The organism is Labrys miyagiensis, assembly GCF_030160835.1.
In the GTDB taxonomy this organism is placed as follows: domain Bacteria; phylum Pseudomonadota; class Alphaproteobacteria; order Rhizobiales; family Labraceae; genus Labrys; species Labrys miyagiensis.
In genome coordinates, this window is record NZ_BSPC01000063.1 from 52565 (window position 1) to 69498 (window position 16934).

The following is a 16934-nucleotide window of genomic DNA, read 5'->3' on the forward strand; positions in this document are numbered from 1 at the left end:
TGCTGAAATTCGAAGGCGGCATGACTTCCGTTTCAAGAGAGCAGCCACGATGGCGCTAAGCGTGGCGGAGAAATCCTTCCATGGCAATGCTACAGTGACTGCAGCAAAGCCGTCACCGGCGCCGCGGTCTGCGGCGAGAGATTGACAACATAGATCGATGCCGCTCCCCAATTGAATGACAGCGAGTATCTGTTGCCGCTGGCCGTGGCGAAAAATCCAGCCGGGGGAGGGTTCACCGTCGGCGGACCGGTGTCGCCGGTCGGCGCGTTGAGGGCAATCACATAGGCATTGTTGCCGGACTGGTCCAGCGGGCCGCCGACCACGGCGACAATCTCCAGATTGCTGGTGCTCGAGCTGAATTCAAGCTGCATCCAGTTCGGTGTCGTTGTCCCCTGCACGGCCTGGCGCATCGCCAACTGCACGGGAGTGCCGATCGTCAGCGAGCCCGGCTGCATGCCGGGGATGCCGGGACCAAATGCCTGGACGAAGATGGGGGTGGCGGCATTGATGCTGGTATTGGTGAGGGTCAGGTTGTTGGCTTGCCAGTTCGCCGTGAGGATGCTGATCATCCTTGCCAGGGCCGGAACCGGCACGATCGTCGGAGTGCTGCCGCCCGAGGTGAAGGCGAGCCTGCCGGCGTTGTTCTGTTGCGCCTGGTTGAAGTATCCGACGACGAGGGAGCCATTGGGCGTCTGCGGCATGGTCACGCTGCCGCGAACCGCCAGCGTCTGGGGCAGGCCGTTCCAGGCCGCGTTGACCGTGCCGGCTGCGATGAAGTCGTGCATGTCAGGTTGTCCTCTTTGCACCGGCTTTGCGCTGGGGCCCGGCGGATTGCGCCGCCGGCTCCCACGCTTCGATCACAGAGACAGCAGTTCCGCCGTCAGGGACGAAGCAGTCGAAGGCGACATGTTCGCTAGGTAGACAACGGAGGAACCCCAGTTGAATTCGAAGGAGTAGTTGTTGCCGCCCGTCGTCGCGTAATAGCCTTGTGGCGCCGCGGTGCCCGTGCCCGGACCGGTGTTGCCGGACGGCGAGTTCAGCGCGATGGCATAGGCATTGTTGCCTGACCCATCCTGCGGGCCGCCGACGATGGCGACGACGATCAACTGGCCGGTGTTGGTCCCCAGGGTCAACTGCATCCAGTTGGGGGTCGACGTTCCCTGGGCGATACCGCCCGGCTTCAGCGTCAGCGCCGTGTTGATGGCAAGCGTTACCGGCTTCTGGCCGGGCAGTCCGGGACCGAAGGCCTCGATCCAGATCGGCGTTGCGGCCGCGACGCTGACATTGGTGACGGAGAGATTGTTGGCCTGCCAGTTGTTGACGAGGATGCTGGGCTGGGAGAGCAACGCCGGAGCCGTCAGGAACGTCGGCTGCGAACCGCCCGAAGTCAGCGCCAGCTTGCCGGCATTGTTCAGGGAGGCGGTGTTCTGATAGGCGAAGACCATCGATCCGTTGGTCGTCTGCGGCATCGCCGCGCTTTCGCGGTAGGCCAGCGTTGTCGGCGAGCCATCCCAGTTCGCGTTGGATTGGTTAACACCGAGAATGTTGTACTTTGGGGCCGTTGCCATGATTTTTCCTCGTAGTTTTCGGGGTTCGGACTGTCGTTCTTGCACGCGTGCTACAGAGCGGCGGACTTGCAGCTCGAAGCGTGCCCTAGAGCAAAGCGCGTTCAAGCGTAAACGCTACTTTGCTCTAGCTCATTGTTTCGACGCGTCTTTGCGATTCTTGCCGATGCCGGCAAATCGCAAAACGCTTTAGCTCTCTCGATTTGTTTCAACACCGGATTATCCAAAACCGGTTTCTGGTTCGGTCCGAAGTCTGTTTCGAAATCGCTCCCTCCTTCCACTCGTCTCGCGCGTGACGCCGCCGCAAGTGCCCGCCTCGAGGCGGTCAGTTCGCATCGATGTCCGTCAGTTTCAGTTGCAGGTTGCTGAAGCGCAGTACTGGCGTGTTGACGCCGCTGAGTGCCGCGTAAAGCGTGATGTCGAAGACCAGCATCGCACCCGCCGGCACGGCGCCGGCGCCGAAGACGATGCTGTTGTCGGAGGCCCAGCCGGCGATTGCCGCCGCGAAAATCGACGCGAAATCGCCGAGTTCCGCTGGCTGCTGCCCGTCGATCTCGAAGGACCGCGCCAGCACAATCGGAACCAGCGGGCTGATCGAAGCCCCGTCGAAGGCACCCCCGGCAACGGCGGGGAACGGGAACTGATAGGAGCAGCCGACCTTGACCCGCCTTTGGGTTCCGCTGGTTACGCTCGCCGCGGCATGAGCGGCGAGCAGCGATCGTGCCTGGACCGGATCGGCCAGCAGGTCGGCCATGATGGTGTAAATGCGCTGGCACAGGCTTGACGGCGACGTCGGGCAGGCCGCGCCCGACCCTTGGCCAGGCAGCGTCGTGACATCTATCGGCGTCACATTGTCGATAAACGGCGTCACCGGCTGGCTCGGCCGGACCTGCGGCGTCTTGTAGATGAACTCCGGCACCACCTGCCACGCGGTGTTGTCGGAGGCATCGAGCGTGATCAGGTTGCGCTCGATCTGCACCGAGGCAAGTGCATTCTCGGCGGCCAGCACGTTGAGCGCATCGACCTCGATCGTATGCGCGACACCGAAATTACCGGGTGCGGCATCGTCGACCTCGAACAGCAGGCCGTTCGGTGGCGAAGGCTGGACAGGGTGCTGGTTCGGGTAAGGCGTCAGGTTCGAGGGATCGAGCGCGGTGACGCTCAGCGCGACATTGGCGAAGCTTGATTCCCCCTGAGCCGCCGGCCATTGCAACTCGATCAGCCGTGTCGTTCCGTCAGGCTGCAGAGCGTCGGTGACGACGTAGCTGTCGGTGACGTTTGCGAGGCCTTGGACGAAATTCAGATTGAAGCCCGGGTTCCAATCCTTGTTCGCCGTGACCTCGCCAATGGCGGTGGCGAAGGCGGCCACCGCGTCTGCCCAGGCCGGATCGGTCGGATTGCGCAGCACGGGGCTGATCGCGCCATAGACGGCCGATGTCCGCGCCAGCGCCGTGAACAGGTCGTAGGGGCCAGAAGCGCCAGGGAGTTCACTGACGCTGTTTGGCGCGGTGTTCGACGCCGCGCTGAGGTCGGTGTTGTAGGTGACGGCGGTGTTGATCTGGTCCTGCGCGACGAGGAAGGCCTGATAGGTATAGAGGTAGCTCCAGTCGGCACCGTCGGCGATCGGATTGCTGGAAGGAGATGCCGGCTTGAAGCCCGACCAGGTCTGGCTGATCAGTGTCGGCGGTGTCGGGTATTGGCGATACACAACCGGAATGTTTGTCAATGCGCCGGCCGGTCCGACATGCGGCACGCCTTGCGGATAGGGATCGACCAGTTGCAGCCAGATCGAAGGACGCGCTTCGCCCGGCGCTCCCGCCGGTGCCAGGAAGAACTGCAGATTGGTGACGGCGAAACGCAGATCAAACGGCACCACCGCCGCCGCGGCCGCGTCAGGATCGCCATAGAGGAAGGTGAGGGGGCTCCGCCCCGTGCTGCTGATGCCGACATGCGCGGTCGAAAGCCCGGCATTCTGGCGCGTGGCAGAGAAGGTGCCGCTGCCGGAGCCGCTCACGGTGGTGGCGATCGTGAAGGCCGTCTCACTGGTGACGGTGACCGTGTACACGCCATCGGTCGGGACCGGTCCGGAACTCGCCTGGAAGATCATCAGTACGCGGCTGCCATCCGTCAGGCCGTGCGGATTGGTGGTCGTCGCCGACAGGCTGAGGCCGCTCCAGCTATAGCTTCCGGCGAGCATCGCTTCGATCTGGCCAAACAGTTCGATCGTGCCGTCGGCTGCGGCCGAGACCGACTGGTTCCAGGTCACGTCATATTGCACGATGGTGTCGACGGAATAGGCCGTCATCAGCGCCGAGCGCATCTGCTGCTCGAACACATCCCGGGCGACCGCCAGTGCCGCCGTCGTACCGGTGAACGGCGATTGCGGGCCAAAGAGCCAGTCGACTTCGTACTGGGCGTATTTCTGCGCCAGTGTCTCACGGCCAAGCGCAATCGCATCATAGGCGCCTTGGGCGAGCTCGAAGGCCTTGGCCGCCGAGGCGGGTGACAGCACTTCGTCGACCGCCTGGAAGAAGGCGCGGTTCAACTGGTCGAGGTCGGTATCGATGAACAGCTGCTGTGCCGGCAGCGCTGGCAGCTTGGACGACAGCTGGGGCAGCTGAACGCTGGCGCTGTTCAGCACATTGTCGAGCGGCTTGGGCGAGAGGAAGCGCGGTCCGCCCCCCGCAGCCCCGATCGAGATGTCGAGCAGCGAGGCCGCTGCCGCCCACAGCGATTGCGAGCCGGCACGGGCGCCGCCGGACCCATCATGGGCGAGTTTCAGCGCCTTGAGCCGCTTGCGCGCCAGCGCCGTGCTCGACAGTTTCTGCTGGGACGAGGCCTCGGCTCCGTTCATGCCGATAGCGAGTTTCTGGGCAGGGAAGGCACCGGTGAAATCGGCGGCGAATTGCGACATGTTGCTGGCGCCCCCGGTTGCCGGGGCAAATCCGGTGGCGACGTTCTGCACGGATGGCACCAGGACCGTGCCGAACTGATCCTTCAGATAGGGCGAGATCAGATTGATGTTGCGGGTGATGCCCAGCAGGACGACGATCTCGAACAGCGGCGGCAGGGCGCCGGGGCCGCTCACCGGCATCGAGATGGTCACCGCGCCGGGGAAATTGGGGCTGAGCCCGGCCAGCCAGTTCACGAGGTCGGCCACCATGCCGGTGACCTTGCTGGCGTCCGCTGCCGGCAGCGGGAAATTGACCAGGCTGCTGCCGTCCGCCTGCAGCGCAAGGCTGGTCTCGACATAGAATGAGACACCGGAGCCGTTGATCTGATCCTCGATGGTGCGGAAATTGGCCAGGACCGCCGCCGTCTGGTCGGCGGACATGCCGCTAAAGGCCGCCTGGCTCGGCGTCAGGACGAGCTCGACGGTATTCGCCGCCGAGCCGTCGAACCCGTAGGTCGGCAGGATCCCCGGCCATTGGTCGACCGGAACGATCGGGTCGAAATAGAGGTTGGTGTCGCCATAGGTAGCTGGCGTCGGCAGCTGGTTGCCGAATGCGTCGTTGACGAAGAACGAGAGCGTGAATTTGTCGTTGATCGAGGCATAGCGGTTGGGTGTGGCCGAACCGACATTGGCGGTGGCGACGTTATAGAGCGGCGCGAACACCCGGTACGTGCCGGTGGTGCCGGATTGGTCGGGCTTCTGCGGCTGGATCGGCGCCGACAGATTGCTCAGCGTGAAGCCCGTCGTCGCTTGCACCTGGTAGGTGACAAGGCTGTAGAGGGAATTGAGCGCTGCCTGTGCACCGCCCGCGGCGGCCAGGGCCTCGTGCAGTTCGGTATCCGCAGTGATGCCGGAGGCGCGCAGCGCCTCGATGACGGTGCCGCGGGAATGGGAGTTCGCCGCAGCGAGCAGCCCGGTCTTGGCCACCGCAGCGGGCGTCTTCAGCTGCATGACGCTCTCGGCGCGCGTCAGCTCGACACCGAAGGTGCCGGCCGCGACCTTGACGTAACGCGCCTCCAGCGCCGGGTCGGCGGTCTCGGCATAGTAGACGAGGCCGCTTTGGGTGCCCGCAAGCACGACGGCATTGTAGTAGGGCTGGATGGCGAGCGGCGAGCCTGCCTGATTGGTTCCGCTGCCTGGCTTGTAGGTGACCAGCATCATCACCTGCGCCACGCCCTTGACGAAGAGGGCGCTCGGCAGCGCATTCCCGGTCTTGTCGACAAAGCGCAGATAGTAGCCCGATGCGTTGGTGACGGTCGCCTGCTGGATGATCTGCAGGAAGCCGTAACCGCCATCCGCGGTGATGTCGGTGCTGGCGCCGACGGAGACGCCCGCCGGCAGGCCGAGCGCGAAGCCCATCAGTCCTTGCGGCGGTTGCGACACGGTCGTGGTGTTGGTGCGCAGCGCGAAGACGGCATCGGGATCGACCACCGCCGAGACGAGGCCGGACGCACCCGCTGCCGTCTGGAACAGGATCTGGATCGCATCGACCGGCCGGTCACCGCCCCTGAGATCGTCAAGGATCCTGCCGAGCAGCGCCTCGTCCGCCTGGCTGGCACCGGATAGCGCATAGACATCCGGCAGCATGCTGCCTTGCGTGGCGCCCGGAATCTGCTTCACCGTCAGCGTAATGCTGGTGGCGAAGGTGATATCGCCGGCGGGCAGCGGCGTGCCATCCGGCAGATAGGCGCCTTGTGCCTGACGGGAGTTCACCAGCACCGGGATCAGGGCTGTTCCCTCGTTTACTTGCAATTTCGCCAGGCTGGGTGCGAATGGCCGCAGGCTGACCGCCGTCGCATTGGGCGGCGTCCAGGCGATGGCGTTTTCCAGCGCGAAGGATTGCGGGCCCGTCGAACTGAGCGCGATCGGTGCCGGGCTGCTCGGCGCCGTCACTGACGCTTCGGTGAGGCCGAGATAGGGATCGAGGAGGGTTTGGGTGAGCGAGAACGAGGCGTTGACGGAAAGCCAGTCCTGCGTCGCGTCCGGATTGGTCAGCGTGATGGTGTAGCTATTGCCTTTGGCGAAGCCGCCGGCGGGAAATTCCTGCCACAAAAGCGCGAAAAGCGGGTTCGTGCGGGTCGACACCGCCCCACCGGGCACGGTTAGACCTGCGGTATAAGGCAGGCGCACGCCGCCGCGCAGCGCACTCGACATTTGCCCGGCAAGGCCTTGGAAACGGGTCTGCGCGCCGGGCGTCGGTGCGGCCACCGCCGCCATGAACAGCTTGTCGAGCGGGGAGGAGGTCAGCCCCGCATTCTGCATCGTCACCAGCAGTTCGTGCACGGCGCCGCGGATCAGCCCCTTGAAATAATCGAGGAATATCTCCTGCGACAGCGGCGTGGTGCCGGCCGCGGGATTGGCCGGGGCCGAGTTCGATGTCTGGTTGACGAACAGCTGGTTGAAATAGGTGTCGACCGTCTGCAGATAGCTTTGCGATACCAGGTTCTGCGCCTGGAACTGATAAGAAAATTCCTGGGCGTTGCCCTTGCCGTCGGTGCGCCCGCTGGTGGCGAGGTTGAGGAAGGGCGGCATTGGAAACACGCATGCTTTGGTCTTGCCGGTGGGCGTTGCAAGCGTGGCGGAAAAGTTGGCGAGCTGGCCGAGCAGGGTCGGATAGTCGATCCAGCCAGTCAGCGCGTCCGGCTCGCTGTCGATATCCTTCAAGCCGGGCGTGCCAGTGCTGGGATCGAATTCGAGCAGGACCACGGAGTTGTAGGCCGGCAGGTTCAGCGCGTGCATGAGCGCGAAGGTGGCGAGCTGCGTCGTCACCGCTTCAAACGGCTTGAAGTCGGCATAGGTGGGGTTCTGCGGCGGGTTGTCGTCATACTGAATGCCGAGCGAGGTCACCAGCCAAGGCGTGCCGGGGCTGGTCGCGTCCGGGAAAACCACCGTCAGTTCTGGCAGGAACAGGATCGGCAGTTTCTTAGGCAGGTTTGGCAACAGCCCGACATTCGGCGCCGCGCCGGCAAGAAGCCGCTGCTTCAGCCGCGCAAAAGTTTCGATCTGGGCCTGCTGCGATGAACCGGCCAGCTGCCATTCGAAGCGGAACGAGGCGTTGAAGCTGAAGCTGATGGAAATGGAGAAGAAGAAAAGGTTGATTTCGACCGTAACGCTGACGCTGACACTCGCTTCGATGTAGAGCAGGATCGAACCGCCACCACCGCCTGGCACGCTTGGTGGTTCCAGCGCCAGGATGATGCCGATGCTGGCTTCAAGGCGGACATTGACGCTGGCCTTGATGATGACGAAGTCGAGCGAGCCGTAGAGTTCGCCGATGATGCCGAACTGGCCTTGCAGCGACAGCGCGTCGGGCTTCTTGGTGAGGTCGCCGCCACCGCTGGTGAGATAGCCGGCCGCGCCTTGAATGATGCCGAAGAAGGTGACGCTCACCCCCGCTTTCAGTGGCCCGGCGGTGAAATCCTTGCCGACGCCCAGTCGCGCGGCAAAGCCGAAGGCCAGGATGCTCTGATACGTGCCCTTGAAGACATCGGGATCGGTCGCCGAACTCAGGCTGGCGATGTAGAAGCCGCCCGACCCGGTCACCGGGATCGGCCCGGCCTGCGCCTGCACCTGGAAGCACACGCTCCAATTGTCGGCGTCCGGGAAGCCGAGATCGGCTTTCCAGTCGCCATTGGTGTAGACGTCGACGCTCAGTGTCGGCAGCGTCAGTGAAGCCGCACCAACCTGGAAGGTGCGCAGGCTGTCGGGCAGGCTGAAGACGGCGGCGAATTTACCGATCGTGTCGGAGATCTTGGTATAGACGATCTCGAACTCCGCTCCCTTGCCAGCGCCGCCGGTAAGCCTGAGCAGCAATGCGTAGAAGGGCGTTACGTCATAGAAGACGAAGCCGACCTGGAGCACTTTGAGCAGTGTGAAGTCGGTGATGATGATCCACTTGCCGTCAGGATGGTAGATGTCGGAAAACTTCTTGGCCTGGAGCTTGTCCCAGAAGTCGCCCTGCATGAATGTTAGGAAGGCATCGAAATTGGCGGGCGGCTTGGCCGGATCGGGACCGACCCGCTGGCCGATACCGAGATAGACGAGGTCGAAGACGTCGCTTACAGCGCCGAGCTTGGCTGGCACCGGCGCCGCGAGCAGTTCCGGTGTGTCGCCACCGCCACCGCCACCGCCGCCGTCCTTGCCCTTGTTGTAGGCACCGATCCAGCCGATCTGGTCGGCGCCCTCGGTCGGCGCGAACAGGCCGATGCTTATGGTCCCGTCCGGCGGCAGGCGCTGGCCGAGGATCTCGATGAAGCAATTGTGCATGCCGAGCACCAGCATCTTGGGATCGGCATCGGTGGCGTATTCGAGATTGAATTGCTCGATCGAGATGGTCAGCACACCTTCGATCTTGATTTCCAGCTTGCCGTCGACTTGTGGAAGCTGGATGCCGAAGGCGAGGCCGCCGCCGTCCCCGGGGCTCAGCCAGCCGATGAGCACGCTGAACTTGAAGGCTGAGAGCGAGCCGACCAGCCCGCCCATCGAGCCGAGGTCGAGATCGAAGATCAGCGCGTAATTGAACTTGTCCTGCAGCGTGATGCCGTTTTCCGCGAGCCCCGGCAGCGAGCCCAGCGAATAGTAGTTCAGGCTCTCGATCGTCTCGTCGGCGCTGTCCGAATAGAGGAACGACTTGAGCTTGAATGGGATCAGATCGAGCAGACTGTCGGCACCGCTGCGCTTCGCGGAGGCGCCGAGGTCGAGCCGCAGGTCGCCCGGCGCAAAGCTGAGCGAGAGAGCGCTCGTCGATGGCTGCTTTTGGGCGGAAGGTTTGTAGATCGTCAGGTCGAAGCCGACATCAATGCCGAGATTGGAGAAGGCCAGCTTCTCGAACGCGAACAGGTCGAGCACCTGGAGTTCGTTGAACTCGATGTCGCCCCAGATGGCGAAATGTGCCGTGATATGGGTGGTGGTGCTGTCGTTCGACGATGTCACCGCGGTTTCGTCGTCGAACGAAAATTGCAGTTTCGTCAGCGTGATCTTCTTGAGGTATTTGTTGTTGGACTTGCCGTCGTCATCGGTGAAATTGAAGACGAAATCACCCTGGGCGACGAAGGAATAGACGCCCTGTCCGGAGCTGGTGTCGTCGCCGCTGGTGCCGTGCGCCTGGTAGGATCCCATGATTGCGATGACATTGCCATCATCGCCGGCATTGGCGGCCGCGCTCTGGCCGGCGTCGAGATTGACGCCGGTCTTGAACAGATTGTTGATGGTGAGATTGACCTCGCAGGCGAAGCTTCGCAGCTCGGAATTGGTGAACAGGGCGCGCAGATATTCGACCTCGAAACCATAGTCGATGTCGAGGACCGCCGGCTTGCTTGCCGCCTTTTCATAGTCGACCAGCGCGAAGGTCGCGCTCTGCGCCAGCTTGGGCAAGGTTTGCGACGGGTCGGAGTCGGTATTGTTGATGGCGATGCCGACATGATGGACCCGAAAGCCGGCAATGCCCGGATCCGTCATGCCGCCGAGAACGGCGCGTACCGCTGTCGGCAGGTCGTCGAGCTGCATGTTGCAGTTGACGGCGAGAATGCCGTTGAACGTCGGGTCTGTGACTGTCTGGTAGAAATTCCAGTAAAGCGAGGTGGTATCGGGCTGCTTGCTACCACCCGGAAACACCGAGGCCTTCGCCTCGGCAATGAGTTTTTGCAGATAGGTCTGGGTGCAGGTGGCGGTGAATGTCTTGTTGAAAGTGTCCGGCTGCGACCACAGCCTGGTGTCGGTGACCAACTCCTCGATCGTCTCGCCGGGATAGAATTTCAGCATGAAGATCGGCGGCGTGCCGCCAGGCGCGGCGAGCCCGCCCGGCGACAGATTGAATGTCCAGTCGCCGATCTCGAGCTTGTCATTGGTGAAATCGAACAGGGACTGCCCGGAACCAAGCGGGTCGGCGCTCGCAGGATTTTCGCTGACCACCGTGAAGATCTGGTTCTGCTGCACCGCCTTGCGGATTGAGGGACCCATGGCCTCGAATTCGAGGATGCCTGCCGCACTCGTCGCCATCTGCAGGCCGGTCCATGCCAGTGGCGTGCCGGCAAGCTCGGCCAGCATGCCTTGCGGCGTCATGGCGGTTTTTGTCGGCTGGTCGGCGGGGGCGGGGTTTGCCGCGATGCGCTGCTCTGGCGCCGAAACGAAGCCGGCTGCGCGCCTGGGGTTCAGCGCGCGCGATTCCATGTCAAGGTAGTCGGCAGCCTTCAGATTGGGATTGGTCGAGAAATCGAGCCCCGCGTAAGGCACGAGCGGGACGGCCGGCGCGCTCCCCGTAGCACTCCATGATGGCACGGGGAAATAATCGAGAACATAGACGCTAAGGCCGGAGGCGGGTGGCGCACCGGCGAGCACCGCGGCCGAGGCGTCGGGCTGCTTGTAGAGCGGTGCGCGCTCGGGCTGCGAGACATAGGTGCCCTGCCGGACGTCGAGTTGCGCCCATGAGGTCGTGGCGGTGGCGTCGAGAAAGGCAGGGTTGGTTGACGAGTCCTTCGCCGGCGCAATCCGGTAGGCTGGCTGGGCCGGCACGAATTCGAGCTTGTCCGGCGTAGAGCCGACCGTCACGGTCACGAATTCGGTGCCGGTGACGCCGCACAGCATCTGCACCGTTTCGGATGTCGCGGCTGCGGCCTGGCTGGTGCCGGTATCGAGTGCCAGGCCGAACTGTCCTGCCGGCGTCAGATAATAATAGCGCTGTTCGCTCGGTGATTGCTGCGGACGGCCGGCGAAGACGAGGCGGCTCGCCGTGCCGATATCGCCGGTGTTGACGGTGCTGAGGGCGAACGGTTTGCCATTGGCGGTGACGAAGGTCGAGCCGAGCAGCGTGTCGGTGAACTGGAAGAAGCTACGCTCCGCGTCGAGTGGGGCAAGCATGTCCAGCGTGACGTTGAAGCCGAACGGCGTCGTCGAGCCACCGGCGCCGCGGAAAACCGGATAGCTCAAGGCATTGACCAGCCCGCCGTCGACAGGCGGGTTGAAATACATGAGGCCGGCTTCGAACTGGACGAGGTCGGCGGCCGCCAGTTCAAACGCGGCGCTGGCCGTTCCAGCCAGCGGGCCGGTCAGTGCCAGGCTCGCGAAGGGCGCGGTCGATTGGAATGTCACCGTGGCGCCTGCGGGTGGCGTGGCCGTCAAAAGCAGCGTGGCCGGCGGCTGGCTGTTGGCAATCTGCAGGCTGTTGGAGGCGTCGTCGAACAGGACCGTCGTCGACAGCCCGAACAGATCCGGCTGAACCTGGAACGTCACGCTCTGTCGGAACGTCAGTGAGAAGGACTCCGCCACCGTCGGCGACGACGTGCCTTGCCCCGTGATCGCGACCAGGACCGAAGTGGTGCCCAGCGGTTCGGGAAACCATCCGATCTGTGTTCCGGTGTTGGCGGTGAAGGCAGCGCGGATCCCTGCCTCGAAGGCCTTCCAGTCGCGAGTTGCCGACGGAGCGAAGAAGGCGATGTAGCCAAGCTGGCTGGGGTCGATCCAGCTCTGGGCGGTCAGATCGAAGGTCGGATCGGTGCGGGACGCATCCTGGAACAGAAACGCGACACGGGCGGTGGTCGAGGTGTCAGCCAGGTAAAGGCCGCTTGTGTCGCGTTTGAAAGCGATCATCCCTACCTCCCATGGGCCCTGCGGTGCGTCCCAACGGCGTCCCGCCGCCGTTTGGGGGCAGCCGAAGGACTTGGTGTCGCGCTTACTATACCGAAGAGTGAAGTGTAATTGTAGAACGAATAAAGAGATTTGTAAAAGACTATATTTTGATGAATTTAATATGAACTAAATTTTACGATTTTACTTATAAATATAATCTTGTAAATCAATATTATATAGTATTTTTATCAAATAATTAAGTTCATTATAAATGATAATAATTAATTATTTAGAAGATACGTTATTAATTATGGAATAGATTGTCATCATGCAAGGTAAATTTTCTCTCGAAACGATAGTCGTTGCCCAGTATCTTAGCCAGTTCTTCGGAGAGGGATCTGCAGAGTCGGCGCGCTCGTGCAATTGCTTATCCCGATGGGAGGGCCTGGTTCTTCCTGCCATCCCGCCAACGCACTCACTGTTCGCGACAGGGTCTTCCCCGGTCCCTGGTGACCAGCTTGGTGAGCGATACGGCAATTGTCACGCTTGAACGTCGAGCCGCTCTTTCTCCATCTCGGCCATGTTCTGGAAGCGGCCGGCGATGCATGGACAGTCAATCAGCGCCCAAAGCCCCGGGCACTTGGTAGCGATCTGAAGCGCAGGGCAGGGGAACTGGTCACGCTACTCGACCCCCGCACCCAGAATCCTGGCTCTCCACCTGCTGCTGCGGCCGCCGATTGCCGACGAGCAACAATGCGCTAACATCAGAGCAAAGCGCGTTTACACGTAAACGCCCATTGCTCTAACTCCTTGTTTTGACGCGTCTTTGCGATACTTGCCGATTCCGTCAAATCGCAAAACGCTATAGAGGTTCAGAAGCAAAAAGAGGGAAGAGGCGAATGTCGGATCCTACCGTCAATAAAGCCATTCTTGAGAATGTTTACCGCCACTGGAACGAGACGCTGGGAGGATCTGTCGATGAAATAATGGATATTTGTGCGGACGAAATACGTTGGGGCTCCCTTGCCCAAGGTGTTTCGCCGCTCCCATTTACGGCTGAGGCCGTCGGCAAGTCGGAGGTCCGAAAATATTTCCACGGGCTTCTGGCAGCATGGAGCATGGTTTACTACAAGGTCCACTATTTTGTCGCGGAGACGGACCGCGTCGTCATGGTCGGGTCGACAAAGTGGACCAACAAGGAAACTGGCAAGGCCTGCGAGACGGCCAAGATCGATATATGGCGATTTCGCGACGGGCGAGCCATCGAGTTCTTCGAACATTACGACACTGCCCAAATGCTCGATGCGGCGAAGCCGTGATGCCCACCGACGCCTAATCCCCTGCCTTGTGGAACGGTCAGCCGGCGAGGGCGGTCACCTGGATCTCCACCAGCAGTTCAGGCGCGGCCAGGCGCGCTTCCACTGTGGCACGGACGGGCAGGTTGGCGGGATCTATCCAACTGTCCCAAACCGCGTTCATCTGATCGAAATGGGCGATATCGCGCAGCCAGATATTGGCGCTGATCAGCCTTGCCTTGGACGAGCCGGTCTCGGCGAGCAGCGCATCGATTTGGGCGAGGATATCCTTGGTCTGTGCCGTGGTATCCGCGCTCTCATCGCGGCCGGTGATGCCGGCGGTCGTTATGATGCCGTTGACGATGACGGCTTCGCAGAAGCGCTTGCCGGGATGAAGGCGTTTGATCATGAATTATTCCTTTCAGAGGTTGCAAAGGGGATCGAGCCGCCGTTCCGGTGGCCTTAAGCGGGGGCGATAGCGTTCAGAGGATGTTCTTGCCGAAGGCCGACAGCACGAAATGGGTATATTCGGCTGCAATCGCCGATGGCAGGTCCGTGGTCATGCCGCTGAGCGACAGGGACAGCATGCCCGGATGCTGGGCCAACAATTCCATCACCTGATGGGTTTCGCGCGCCGTGATGCCGCCGAGCCCCTGCATCCAGCCGGCCATGTCGGTGACGTGGGGCGAATAGGCGGCGTGAAAACCCTTGGTTCCGGCCGACGCCACCTTCAGGGCCTCGCGCATGACATGGCGGATACCGACCGTGTCGATCTCCGTCATGGTGAAGACGCGGCAGCGCGAAGCCTTCAAGAAGGCCGCCTCGGCGGGATCGGTCTCGCGCAGGCCAACAAGCGCGATGTTTTCCGGCGAAACGTGTGGCGGCAGGCGTTCGAGGATCCGGCGCAGCACTGTACGCTCGCCCGCCTGACCATCCGGATTCGGGTCCGGCGTCGCCGAAGCGAAGGCGTCGATCCAGACCAGACCGACGGAGTCATGCGTTTCCAGCGTATGAGTGAGCGCTGCCCAGGCCGTGGCACGGCTGGCACCGGCGAAGACGCTGACGGTCTTGCCGTCGACGAGAGCCGGCATGGCGGGATCGGCAACTTCGATGCCGAGGGCGCTGAGGCTGCGCTCCACCGAATAGGTCTTGAGCAGCCAGGCGGCATCCGGGCTGGTGTTGAAAGCGATGCGCCGGATGGCGACACGGGTCTGAACATCGTTCAAGGGAGCCTTCTCCACATATTCGGAGGTCATGACCGCCAGAAGGGCGCCATAGTTGAGGCGAAAGCCGACGGTGTCGCCGCTGGCCAGAGGCGGGTTTGCATCGGTGAGGTCGAGCATGAGATGATCGCTCGAAGCGCCCAGCACCCGCACGCCTGGATTGGTGGGGATGAGGCCATCCACCATCACATCCTCGCGCCCGATATTGGCGATGCCGCGCAGGCGATCGCCCTCGTCGATGAAATGCGGCGTGTTGCCGAAAGCGTCGACCCCGGATTTGCCGATGGGGAGCGATGGCTTGACCTTCACTTCCAAAAGCTCGCCTGTCAGCTCGAACGCATCCATGTCGAGCTCCTGCCACGGCTTGTCGAGGAAGGTGTCGCGCCCGCCCTGCAGGATCGCCTCGCCGATGCGCAGATTGTTGACGCCATGCGGCATTTCGCCGGAAAGCAGCAGCGGCAGGGACGAGGAATTACCACCGGACACCCAGTCGAGCCGGCTGCCGGTCACGCTTTCGACCTTGTAGGCATGCGCAACCAATTGGTTGAGATTGTCCTCGGTCGGCATGATGGCGCCGAAACAGGTCAGATTGGTGCCGACGCCGGCGATGCGCACGCCGGGCAACGTCATGATTTCTTCGACGGTGGGGATGAGATCGTTGGGCCAGATGCCTTCCCTGAGATCACCGAGGTCGATCATCAGGATCACGTCATGCACGCGCCCGAGACGTTCTGCCGTGCGCGAGATCTCCCGGATCAGCGGCAATTCCGACTGCAGGCTGATATCCACCGAGCGCACCAGTTCCTCTACCCGCACCAAGGGCGGGGAGCGCAGGAGCATGATCGGGCAGTCGAGGCCGCTGTCGCGCAGGCGGCGGATGTTTTCGAAGCGGGATTCGGCCAGGCCCACCACGCCGCCACGCAGCATGGCGCGCGCCACGCTCGGCATGCCGCAACTGCCCTTGGTGACGCCGAATATGTCGATGCCCGATTGCTTGGCACGCGTGGTCACCACGCGCGCGTTGCGCTCGATGCGGGCGAGGTCGACCGTGACTTGTGGATCGGGCATCGTCTAGTTCCGGTAAAGCAGGCCGGCCGGATCGATCTCAGGCTTGCGATTGGCAATGAGGTCCGACAGGAATTTCCCCGAGCCGCAAGCCATGGTCCAGCCGACATGGCCATGGCCCGTGTCGAGATAGAGATTGGCATAGCGCGCCCGGCCATGCACCGGCACGGAACCGGGCATCATCGGGCGCAGGCCCGCCCAGCACAACGCCTTGCCTTCGTCGACCGCACCGGGAAAAAGGTCGTGCGCCGTCTTGAACATGGTGCGGAAATCAGTGGGTTTGAAGGTGCGGTCATAGCCGGCGAATTCGGCCGTCGAGGCAAGTCGCAGGCGGTTGCCGAGGCGCGAATAGGCGATGAGGCGGTCCTCGTCCACGCCGCCCATGGTCGGGCCCTTGTCCTCGGCGATCGGGATCGTCGCCGTATAGCCCTTGACCGGATAGACGGGCACGTCGATGCCGACCTTGCGGGCGAGGAGGGCGCTTTCCGGGCCCATCGCGATCACCACGGCGTCGCAGCCAATCGGGCCCTGGCTGGTGCGCACGGACGTGACCTTGTCGCCTTCGATGGCGAGCCCGTCGACCACCGTGTCGAAGCGGAAATCGACGTTGAACTTCTGCTTGCACACCGCGGTGAGCTGGCTCGAAAACAGATAGGAATCGCCGGTCTGGTCGAGCGGCGAATACACGCCGCCGGCAAGCTGGTCCCTTACCCCGGCCAGGCCCGGTTCGAGCTCGACCAGGCGATTGCGATCGACCACCTCGATGGTGAGGCCACGGTCGGCGATATATTGCATGTGCTTGGCGCCGGCGGCTAGGCTCTGCTCCGAGCGGTAGAAATAGAGGATGCCCTTGCGGCGCTCGTCATAGGCGATGCCTGTTTCGGCCTGCAAAGCGTTGATGCATTGGCGCGAATAGAAGGCAAGGCGCAGCTTCACCGCCGTATTGGCATCGGCGCGGCCCTGCGTGCATTGCATCAGGAAGCGCAGGGTCCACAGATAGAAATGCGGATCGAGGCTGAAACGCACCTTCAGGCCCATGTCAGGATTGAAGAGCGAGGAAATGAAGGTCTTCAGGGCGGCTGGCGAAGCCCAGGCGGTTGAGTCGCCCGGCGAGACTAGGCCGGCGTTGGAGCGGCTGGTGCCGGAGGCGGCTTCGGAATGGCGTTCGATCACCGTGACCTCATGCCCGTCCTTGGCAAGATAATAGGCGGCGGCCATTCCCACGACGCCCGCGCCGAGCACCACGACCTTCATCCCAGCCTCGCTCTTC

Annotated in this window: 7 protein-coding genes; 1 reads left to right on the plus strand and 6 read right to left on the minus strand. The window is 62.6% G+C overall.

Translation table 11 applies throughout. The features are described 5' to 3' along the window. Window positions 1-89: 89 nt before the first annotated feature. The 3 genes from QQL24_RS26975 to QQL24_RS26985 all read right to left on the minus strand — a co-directional run bounded on the left by QQL24_RS26975 (window position 90) and on the right by QQL24_RS26985 (window position 12102). Window positions 90-785, minus strand: a complete 696-nt coding sequence (locus tag QQL24_RS26975) for a hypothetical protein (RefSeq protein ID WP_284315391.1) — start codon at window positions 783-785, stop codon at window positions 90-92. A 72-nt stretch (window positions 786-857) separates the two neighbouring features. After that, window positions 858-1568: a hypothetical protein gene (locus QQL24_RS26980; RefSeq protein WP_284315392.1), complete on the minus strand. Its 711-nt coding sequence runs from the start codon at window positions 1566-1568 to the stop codon at window positions 858-860. Between the two features lie 322 nt (window positions 1569-1890). Beyond that, complete coding sequence (locus tag QQL24_RS26985; protein ID WP_284315393.1) at window positions 1891-12102, minus strand: hypothetical protein; 10212 nt, start codon at window positions 12100-12102, stop codon at window positions 1891-1893. 878 nt (window positions 12103-12980) lie between these two features. Here QQL24_RS26985 and QQL24_RS26990 point away from each other — a divergent pair. Continuing rightward, a complete protein-coding gene (locus tag QQL24_RS26990) occupies window positions 12981-13400 on the plus strand; it encodes a nuclear transport factor 2 family protein (RefSeq protein WP_284315394.1) in 420 nt (139 codons plus the stop codon). Window positions 13401-13437: 37 nt separating this feature from the next. Here QQL24_RS26990 and QQL24_RS26995 read toward each other — a convergent pair whose 3' ends face one another. The 3 genes from QQL24_RS26995 to QQL24_RS27005 form a co-directional block, all read right to left on the minus strand. Continuing rightward, window positions 13438-13785: a RidA family protein gene (locus QQL24_RS26995; protein ID WP_284315395.1), complete on the minus strand. Its 348-nt coding sequence runs from the start codon at window positions 13783-13785 to the stop codon at window positions 13438-13440. Between the two features lie 73 nt (window positions 13786-13858). Then, on the minus strand, window positions 13859-15667 hold the full coding sequence (locus QQL24_RS27000; RefSeq protein WP_284315396.1) for an alanine racemase: 1809 nt from the start codon (window positions 15665-15667) through the stop codon (window positions 13859-13861). Window positions 15668-15670: 3 nt separating this feature from the next. Further along, complete coding sequence (locus tag QQL24_RS27005; RefSeq protein ID WP_284315397.1) at window positions 15671-16918, minus strand: D-amino acid dehydrogenase; 1248 nt, start codon at window positions 16916-16918, stop codon at window positions 15671-15673. Between the last annotated feature and the right edge of the window lie 16 nt (window positions 16919-16934).

What these genes read in the sequence shown, in the direction of transcription:
- QQL24_RS26985 (WP_284315393.1), bottom strand. Translation starts at nt 12,102, where the DNA reads ATGATCGCTTTCAAACGCGACACAAGCGGCCTTTACCTGGCTGACACC.
- QQL24_RS26990 (WP_284315394.1), top strand. Translation starts at nt 12,981, where the DNA reads ATGTCGGATCCTACCGTCAATAAAGCCATTCTTGAGAATGTTTACCGC.
- QQL24_RS27005 (WP_284315397.1), bottom strand. Translation starts at nt 16,918, where the DNA reads ATGAAGGTCGTGGTGCTCGGCGCGGGCGTCGTGGGAATGGCCGCCGCC.
- QQL24_RS26995 (WP_284315395.1), bottom strand. Translation starts at nt 13,785, where the DNA reads ATGATCAAACGCCTTCATCCCGGCAAGCGCTTCTGCGAAGCCGTCATC.
- QQL24_RS26975 (WP_284315391.1), bottom strand. Translation starts at nt 785, where the DNA reads ATGCACGACTTCATCGCAGCCGGCACGGTCAACGCGGCCTGGAACGGC.
- QQL24_RS27000 (WP_284315396.1), bottom strand. Translation starts at nt 15,667, where the DNA reads ATGCCCGATCCACAAGTCACGGTCGACCTCGCCCGCATCGAGCGCAAC.
- QQL24_RS26980 (WP_284315392.1), bottom strand. Translation starts at nt 1,568, where the DNA reads ATGGCAACGGCCCCAAAGTACAACATTCTCGGTGTTAACCAATCCAAC.